Genomic DNA, 2,205 nt, shown 5'->3' with positions numbered 1-2,205 from the left:
CCACGTGCAGCAACATCTGTAGCAATAAGGATATTTACTTTACCACGTTTAAAATCTGCCAATGCATTTTGGCGTTCATTTTGAGAGCGATCTCCATGTAAACGGTCTACTGTAAACCCATTGTTTAAAAGGGTTTGGTGTAACTTGTCAACACCAAATTTAGTACGTCTAAAAATGAGGATATTCCCTTTAATGGTATTTCTTAAAACGTGTAAACACAATTCTATTTTACTTTTTTTAGGCACGTAATATAACACCTGACTCACATTTTTTGCTGCGCTAGATGTAGGTGTCACCTCAATACGTTCTGGGCTTTTTAAGATTGAATTTGCTAAATGCTCCACCTTAAATGGCATCGTTGCCGAAAACAAAAGTGTTTGTTTCGTTTCGGGACAGAGACGTTCAATTTTTTTAACATCATCAATAAATCCCATGTCTAACATTAAATCTGCCTCATCAAGAACTAAGGTTTCTATATAATCTAAGTTTAATAGATCTTGTTTGTGTAAATCGAGTAAACGTCCTGGTGTTGCGACTAAAATATCAATTCCTTTTTTTAGAATGTCTTTTTGTGGCTCTATCGATGTGCCGCCATACACTACAGCAGATGTTAAATTAGTATGCGTAGCATAGGTTACAAAATTCTTATTAATTTGAATGGCTAATTCTCGCGTTGGACTAACCACTAAGGCTTTTATTTTTTTTCCTTTTTTTTTTACCAGTTCCTGTTTGTGCTGAGGTAATTACATCTCTACGTTGTAAAACAAAAGGGATGGTTTGCTCTTGTACCAATGTTGGATTATCGTATCCAGCTTCGGCAACAGCTCTTAAAATAGGTTTATTGAGTTTTAAGTCTTTAAATGACATGTCTAAAAATTTGCTACAAAGATAGACTAAATACTATCATCTATTTTAGGGAAACAAAGTATATTACAATGATCATAAGTAAGGCAAGTGCTATAAAAATTAATAGGTTAGAACTTCTTGCCTTTGGTGTTATAAAATGACTGCCTTTTTTAGGCTGTTGTTGTGTATCAAATTCAATCGCTGCAGCCGTGAGAATACTATCATTTGGTTGATAATTTGGATTTATTTCTAAGGCCTCTACAATGTCTTTAGATGCTTTCAGTCCTATTTTTGCCTGTTCTCGAAGTGATTTTATAGCAAGTAATTTCTTATTGTTATTAATCAAGTTCAATAATTGAGCTCTATTTACAGAAGCTCCATTAATTACTATTGGTGAATTCATGAGTTATAAAAAATGTTTTAAACGATCTCTTTTTTTCTGCGGAAGCGCTTGATTGTTAATAATAGCTTTAATATGGAGTTTGTTCTTTTCCGAAGCATATAAAAGCTCAAAAAACTCAAATGTAGAAATGCTATTTGTAGCTTTTTCTACGAGTTTAAATGTGTCACCAGTTTTTACAGTGCCTTCCTCTAAAATACGAATGTAAGTGCCTGGGAAACCATGATCTATAAATTGTTTTAAAACGTCTTTGGAGTTAAATTTCATTCCAAATTTGTAGCAAGGCTCTCTTGGTTGCGTAATTTGAACCATGGCATTGCCAACTTTATAAATGTCACCAATACAGATATTTTTTTCGTTTAAACCTTCTACCGTGAGGTTTTCGCCAAGCATACCGAAGGTCCAATTTAAATTTGGGTACAAATTTTTCCAGTATGGATATTGATCTGCCGAAAATAAATAACACGCTTTATATTCGCCTCCATGATGTTTTCTATCTGAGACTTCATCACCTTTAACGTCTTCTTTTCCGAGGAAAATAGAAGTAGCAACCGGTTTTTTATAAATCCCAGTGGTTTCTTCTTTACCGTTCCAAATAAAGGTGGTTGGCTGTGCAATGTTGGTAGATATAATTTTCATGTATTAAAATTACAAAAACCATCTCAATTGCTTAAGATGGTTTTAATCTTTATGTGAACTCGTTTTAATTGACCTTTTTTCCTGGCATTTCTTGTCCGCCTTGAAATAACGTTAAACTCACCACGTGACCTTCAGCATTTCTAAAAAAGTGAACATTGGCAACCACAACTTTTAAAAAGAATTTGTCTTTCTCTTCAGCAAATAATTCAAATTCACCTTGACCTGTGGCTTGAGCGAATAACTTACCATCTTTTACGCTAACCTCAATGTTAAATCCAGGTTGAAGCTCATAAATGCCAATATATTGTTTAAGCGTTTCA

Annotated in this window: 5 protein-coding genes; all 5 read right to left on the bottom strand. The window is 33.9% G+C overall.

The features are described from left to right. The coding region (locus tag TD29_RS17390; protein WP_316931866.1) for a DEAD/DEAH box helicase at positions 1-686 on the bottom strand (686 nt) is incomplete at its 3' end. After that, positions 679-867 (bottom strand): hypothetical protein, encoded by a 189-nt coding sequence (locus TD29_RS18835; protein ID WP_316931865.1) that lies wholly within the window; start codon positions 865-867, stop codon positions 679-681. The genes TD29_RS17390 and TD29_RS18835, both read right to left, overlap by 8 nt. 40 nt (positions 868-907) lie before the next feature. Continuing rightward, positions 908-1,249: a hypothetical protein gene (locus tag TD29_RS17385; RefSeq protein WP_040282793.1), complete on the bottom strand. Its 342-nt coding sequence runs from the start codon at positions 1,247-1,249 to the stop codon at positions 908-910. 3 nt (positions 1,250-1,252) lie between these two features. Then, the gene (locus TD29_RS17380; RefSeq protein WP_040282791.1) at positions 1,253-1,885 is read right to left on the bottom strand and encodes an MOSC domain-containing protein; all 633 of its coding nucleotides are present in this window, start codon (positions 1,883-1,885) and stop codon (positions 1,253-1,255) included. Between the two features lie 64 nt (positions 1,886-1,949). Next, positions 1,950-2,205: DUF3471 domain-containing protein (locus TD29_RS17375; RefSeq protein ID WP_040282789.1), on the bottom strand; the 256-nt coding region annotated here is incomplete at its 5' end.

The sequence above is a fragment of the Psychroserpens damuponensis genome (assembly GCF_000826655.1).
GTDB lineage: Bacteria > Bacteroidota > Bacteroidia > Flavobacteriales > Flavobacteriaceae > Psychroserpens > Psychroserpens damuponensis.
The sequence above is the reverse complement of the archived record's forward strand: the minus strand, read 5'-3'. Positions and strand labels throughout refer to the sequence as shown.